Annotated in this window: 6 protein-coding genes; 4 read left to right on the forward strand and 2 right to left on the reverse strand. The window is 67.5% G+C overall.

All coding sequences use genetic code 11. The features are described 5' to 3' along the window. Positions 1 to 635, forward strand: a 635-nt coding sequence (locus QH290_RS37165) for an LLM class flavin-dependent oxidoreductase (protein ID WP_280388107.1), incomplete at its 5' end; no start/stop codon positions are given. Then, entirely contained in the window at positions 632 to 1,048 is a 417-nt protein-coding gene (locus QH290_RS37170; protein ID WP_280265215.1) for a nuclear transport factor 2 family protein, read from the forward strand. The genes QH290_RS37165 and QH290_RS37170, both read left to right, overlap by 4 nt. 69 nt (positions 1,049 to 1,117) lie before the next feature. On the opposite strand, the gene QH290_RS37175 is transcribed toward QH290_RS37170, so the two are convergent. After that, a complete protein-coding gene (locus tag QH290_RS37175) occupies positions 1,118 to 2,320 on the reverse strand; it encodes a cytochrome P450 (RefSeq protein ID WP_280388112.1) in 1,203 nt (400 codons plus the stop codon). Positions 2,321 to 2,514: 194 nt separating this feature from the next. Between QH290_RS37175 and QH290_RS37180 the strand changes: the two genes are divergently transcribed. After that, positions 2,515 to 3,681 carry a steroid 3-ketoacyl-CoA thiolase gene (locus QH290_RS37180; RefSeq protein WP_280265214.1) on the forward strand — a complete coding sequence of 389 codons (1,167 nt, stop codon included), beginning with the start codon at positions 2,515 to 2,517 and terminating at the stop codon, positions 3,679 to 3,681. Between the two features lie 358 nt (positions 3,682 to 4,039). Then, positions 4,040 to 4,456 (forward strand): helix-turn-helix domain-containing protein, encoded by a 417-nt coding sequence (locus QH290_RS37185; RefSeq protein WP_011207048.1) that lies wholly within the window; start codon positions 4,040 to 4,042, stop codon positions 4,454 to 4,456. 244 nt (positions 4,457 to 4,700) lie between these two features. Here the strand turns inward: QH290_RS37185 and QH290_RS37190 are convergent. Then, positions 4,701 to 5,699, reverse strand: a 999-nt coding sequence (locus QH290_RS37190) for a hypothetical protein (RefSeq protein ID WP_280388110.1), incomplete at its 5' end; no start/stop codon positions are given.

Here is a 5,699-nt window from a genome sequence, read left to right on the forward strand (position 1 = left end):
CCGTCCTCAACCGGGGGCCCCCCAACCCGCGGCGGCGGGCCCGGCTGGTCGGCGCGGCCGCCGCTCTGCGCGGCGACCGGTTCGGCTTCGGTGTCGGAATCGGCTGGGCTCCGGAGGAATTCGAATGGTGCGGCGTGCCATATGCGCGCCGCGGCGCCCGCGTGGACGAGATGATCGAGGTCATCCGGCTCGTACTGGGCGGCGGGATGGTCGAATTCCACGGTGAATTCTTCGATTTCGGACCGTTGCAGATGAGTCCCGCGCCGAAGCGGCCGGTACCGTTCTACATCGGTGGGCATACCGAGCCGGCGTTACGCCGCGCCGCCCGAGTCGGCGACGGCTGGAGTTCGGCAATGATGAAATACAAGGACATCTGCAAAACCATCGGCAAACTCACCGCGCTCCGTGCCGAATACGGCCGGACCGACCAGTCTTTCGAAATCCAGGTCGTATGTATCGATCGTTTCGGGCGCTCCGGCTACTCGGAACTGGCGGCCGCGGGAGTCACCGACACCATCGTGGTGCCGTGGGTGTTCGACGGCCTCGGCTTCGATGCCGACCTGGCCGCCAAGCAGGAGTCGCTGCACCGCTTCGCCGAGCAGTTCATCGCCGATCCGATCGGAGTTCCCGCATGACAACCACCACCGACCATCCCGCCCGCATCGCCGGGCGGGCCTCGCAGTCCGCGGTGCGCGCCCGCGACAAGGCCGCCTGGCTGGACCTTTTCGCCGACGACGGCATCGTCGAGGACCCGATCGGTCCCTCCCACTTCGACCCCGAGGGCAAGGGCCACCGGGGCCGGGACGCGATCGCGGCGTTCTGGGACAAGGCGATCGCGCAGACCGAATCGATCGAGTTCGTCTTCGACGACTCCTTCGCCTGCGGCAACGAGGTCGCGTTCACCGGCCTGATCCGCACGCACATCGGCGGGCAGGTCATCGACGCCGAGGGCGTGTTCACCTACCGGGTCGACGACGCCGGGAAGATCGCCGCCCTGCGCGCCTTCTGGGAGACCGACCGGGCCATGAAGACCATGAAACCGGCCTGATGCGAAGGGGCGTGCCGGAACATTCCGGCATGCCCCTTCGTCTTTCCGGCATGCTCTCGGCCGGAAAAGTCAGTGCGCCACCGGGCAGCCGCCGGTCTTGTAATCCACCTGGAACTCCTTGATTCCGTTGAGCCAGCCCGACTGCAGGCGGCGCGGATCACCGAGCTTGGAGATGTCGGGCAGGTGGTCGGCGATGGCGTTGAAGATCAGGTCGATCTCGAGCCGGGCCAGGTTGGCGCCGATGCAGAAGTGCGCGCCCGTGCCGCCGAAGGCCAGGTGCGGGTTGGGATCCCGGGTGATGTCGAAGGTGTAGGGGTCGTCGAAGACCTCTTCGTCGAAGTTCGCCGAGCGGTACATCATCACCACCCGCTGCCCCTTCTTGATCCGCACGCCGCCGAGCTCGGTGTCCTCGAGCGCGGTGCGCTGGAACGAGGTGACGGGGGTGGCCCAGCGAATGATCTCCTCCGCCGCGGTCTTCGGGCGCTCCTTCTTGAAAAGCTCCCACTGATCCGGGTTTTCGAGGAACGCGATCATGCCGTGGCTGATCGCGTTGCGGGTGGTCTCGTTGCCCGCCACCGCCAGCAGGATCACGAAGAACCCGAACTCCTCCGAGGTCAGCGCCTCGCCGTTGATATCGGCGTTGACGAGTTCGGTCACGATGTCGGTGGCCGGGCAGCCCTTGCGCGCCTCGGCCATCTGCCACGCGTAGCCGAGGATCTCCGTCGAGGCCGCGACCGGATCGGCGGTGGATTCGGGGTCGTCGTAGCCGGTCATGTCGTTGGACCACTGGAAGACCTTCATCCGGTCTTCCTGGGGCACGCCGATCAGCTCGGCGATCGCCTGCAGCGGCAGCTCGCAGGCCACCTGCGTGACGAAGTCGCCGGATCCGGCGTCCGCCGCGGCCTCGACGATGGCCTTGGCCCGTGCCGACAGCTCGGCGCGCAGGCCGTTGACCGCGCGCGGGGTGAAGCCCTTGGAGATCAGCTTGCGCATCCGGGTGTGCTGCGGCGCATCCTGATTCAGCAGCACGAACCGCTGCAGCTCGATCTGCTCGCGCTGGATGTCGTCGTTGAACCGCGGGATGGCGGTGTTCTCGTAGTTGGAGAACACCTCGCTGCGCCGCGACACCTCCTTGACGTCGGCATGCTTGCTGACCACCCAGAATCCGTCGTCCTGGAACCCGCCGACCTCGGGCGATTTCGGGTTCCACCAGATCGGCGCGGCCCGGCGCAGTTCCGCCAGCTCGTCGACCGGCACCCGCTGCGCCCACATCGCCGGGTCGGTGACATCGAATCCGTCGGGCAAGTTCGGAGCGGTGCGCGCGTCTACCACCTGCTGTCTCCTTCGACTAACTGAAACAGGTTCTACCGTCATTGAAGCATAGGCGGTACAACTAGTGAAGGAGCGGACTATTACCCTGAGAATGATCGCAGAACCTGTTTCAGTTTCTGCCCGAAAGGAACGACATGGGCACACCCGTCATCGTCGAGGCCGCACGCACCCCGATCGGCAAACGCGGCGGCTGGCTGGCCGGGCTGCACGCCGCCGAGGTCCTGGGCGCCGCACAGCGCGGCGTACTCGAGCGCGCACACCTGGACCCCGCGCTGGTCGAGCAGGTCATCGGCGGTTGCGTCATGCAGGTGGGCGAGCAGGGCAACAACGTCACCCGCACGGCCTGGCTGCACGCCGGACTCCCCTGGCAGACCGGCGCCACCACCATCGACGCCCAGTGCGGTTCGGCCCAGCAGGCCAACCACCTGATCGCCGGGCTGATCGCCGCGGGCGCCATCGACACCGGCCTGGCCTGCGGCGTGGAGTCCATGAGCCACGTGCCGCTGGGCGCGAACGTCGGCGAGAACGCCGGGCCGCGCCGCCCCGCGACCTGGGACATCGATATGCCCAACCAGTTCGAGGCGGCCGAGCGAATTGCCAAGCGGCGCGGCATCACCCGCGACGACATCGACGAATTCGGCGTTCGCTCACAGCGTCTGGCCGCCCGAGCCTGGGCCGAGGGACGCTACGAGCGCGAGGTGCTCACCGTCACCGCGCCCCAGGTCGACAAGGAGGGCAACCTCACCGGCGAGAAGCTCGACGTCAACCGCGATCAGGGGCTGCGCGACACCACACGCGAGGGTCTGGCCAAGCTGAAGCCGGTGCTCGAGGGCGGCATCCACACCGCGGGTACCTCGTCGCAGGTCTCCGACGGCGCCGCCGCGGTGCTGCTGATGGACGAACAGGCCGCTGCCCGTGCGGGTTTGCGCCCGCGCGCCCGCATCGTGACGCAGGCGCTGGTCGGCGCGGAGCCGGAGTTCCATCTCGACGGACCCGTCCAGGCCACCTCGCGACTGCTCGAGCGTTCGGGCATGAGCATGTCCGATATCGACCTGTTCGAGATCAATGAGGCATTCGCCTCGGTGCCGCTGTCGTGGGCGTCGGTACACCGCCCCGACCTGGATCGGGTCAACGTGAACGGCGGTGCGATCGCGCTCGGGCATCCGGTCGGCAGCACCGGATCGCGCCTGATCACGACGGCCCTGCACGAGCTGGAGCGTTCGGACAAGTCGATCGCGATGGTCCTCATGTGCGCCGGTGGCGCACTTGCGACAGGAACGATCATCGAGAGGGTCCAGTAACCCCCCGCTTTCAGGGGCAATGGTTGAATCTTCATCCCCTGAACGGACAAACGTGGCGTACGCCACACAATACGCGGTACAGAAGAGCCGATGAGATGTCAGCTATCTTGCGGCTACTGAAGGGGTCCTGACCGGGACCCTTTCGACGGGCCAGAACCGGTCTCCACCAGCGGTTCCCAACAACGGGTGCGGTGGCCCGCAAACGCCGCGGCCACAACCGGTTCCCGAACCGGTCGCCTGGAAGCTTCAAGGAAATCGCGAATCAGGCGTAGGTTTTCAGTTACTCAGCCGCTAATATCAATGATACGTATCCGAGATAACGACTGTTAGTACAGCGAAGGGAATTGGGCGGCTCACAATGGCTGATTTCGCGGCGCGGCTGAACAAGCTGTTCGAAACCGTGCATCCCCCGGGGCGTAAGCCGCACACCAACGCCGAGGTGGCGGCTGCGCTGACGGCCTCCGGCCATCCGATCTCGAAACCGTATCTCTCGCAGTTGCGGTCGGGACAGCGGACCAACCCGTCCGACGAGACGGTGGCCGCGTTGGCGAAGTTCTTCAAGGTCAAACCGGACTACTTCTTCAACGACATCTACGCCGCCAAGATCGATCACGATCTCGAGCTGCTGTCCCAGCTGCAGGGCTACGGACTGCGTCGGTTGTCGAGTAGAGCGTTCGATCTTTCCGAGGAATCGCAGAACCTCCTCACCTCCATGGCGGAGAAGCTGCGAGCGAGCGAGGGTCTGCCCGAGATCCCGCCGGACGGCACGGAATAGCAAGTCCCACAAGGCGACACAGTGCGGTGTCTCGGAGCCGCGCTGTGTTTGTTTTGCGGCTGAGACCGAAGCGGGGACGCTTCGGTCTCAGCCGTGTCCGCACTCGGCCACGCCACCCGCTGCCATGCCCGGCCGCGTTCCCGACGATGTGACCCACACCGCGATACCGGTCGGTCGGGCGAATCCCCGGCGTCTGTGACCCGCCCCGCCGAGGGACCCGTGATGGCCGGGGCACCAGCGTGATTCAGCCCTGACGGGTCGGGGCGGGGCGGGGCTCGGCCGGGGTGGCATCGAAGGCCCGGGCGATGGCGCGCACCCAGCCGCGCGGGCTCATGCCCTCGGGCGGCCTGATCCAGCGCGCGTCGACCACCACGTCCCCGAGCGGATGGCGCGCCCAGCGCGCCACCTTGTCGGCCCGCTCACTGACCGAACCCGCAGGCTCACCCGCGACGACGATCTCCATGCCGCCGCCGGATTGGACGTAGAGCGCGTCCATGATCTGCGCGACCTGATCGGATGCCTTGAGCTGGGTGCTGGACGGGGTCTTGTCGGAGGCCACTACCTCGGGGAAGCGACCGACCATCGTGCGGTGCAGGGGCCGAATCTGCCGCAGCAGCAGGCGCGCTCGCGCCCACAGCTCGATCACGATCCACACCGCGCCGACCGCGATGAGCAGACTGGCCACCTGCCACGCGGGCCAGTACCAGCCCTCCTGCCCGGGCTCGGCCGGTGCCGCATCCAACGCCAGGCGCCGGATCGACAGCACCGCCAGCACACCGACCAGGATGGTTCCGGAGGTGTAGAGGGCGATGCCGCGGCCGAGGCCGGTCCAGTCCAGATTCCGCAGGCCGGTGAAGGCGATGAACACGCACGCCAGCAGCGTCACCACCCAGCCGAACATGGTCGACCACGCCAGCGTGATCGCGATCGCGACGAGGCCGACGGCGTAGATGAGCGAGCCGATCTGGCGCAGATTCCGCCGCGACACGACCGGCCACGCGGCCGCGGCCACCACCGAGGTCGCCACGGCGAACAGCAGCCAGGCCGCCGTCTGGATCCGGTCGGCGAGCATCTGACCGCGAATTCCTTTGGGCCGTATGTGATCCAGGGCCACCGCGACCTCGGGAATCGATACGGTGGCGGGCCCGGCCACCCCCGCCCCCCCCACCACGAAAGCGACCCCCCCCCGCGGAGCGCGGGTGACCAGGACGCCGCCGCCCCCGGGACCCGCGGCCCAGCACAC

This window comes from Nocardia wallacei (assembly GCF_029869545.1).
Taxonomy (GTDB): domain Bacteria; phylum Actinomycetota; class Actinomycetes; order Mycobacteriales; family Mycobacteriaceae; genus Nocardia; species Nocardia wallacei_A.

Coding starts and splice junctions, on each gene's coding strand:
- QH290_RS37180 (WP_280265214.1), top strand. CDS start 2,515: ATGGGCACACCCGTCATCGTCGAGGCCGCACGCACCCCGATCGGCAAA.
- QH290_RS37175 (WP_280388112.1), bottom strand. CDS start 2,320: ATGTGGGCGCAGCGGGTGCCGGTCGACGAGCTGGCGGAACTGCGCCGG.
- QH290_RS37170 (WP_280265215.1), top strand. CDS start 632: ATGACAACCACCACCGACCATCCCGCCCGCATCGCCGGGCGGGCCTCG.
- QH290_RS37185 (WP_011207048.1), top strand. CDS start 4,040: ATGGCTGATTTCGCGGCGCGGCTGAACAAGCTGTTCGAAACCGTGCAT.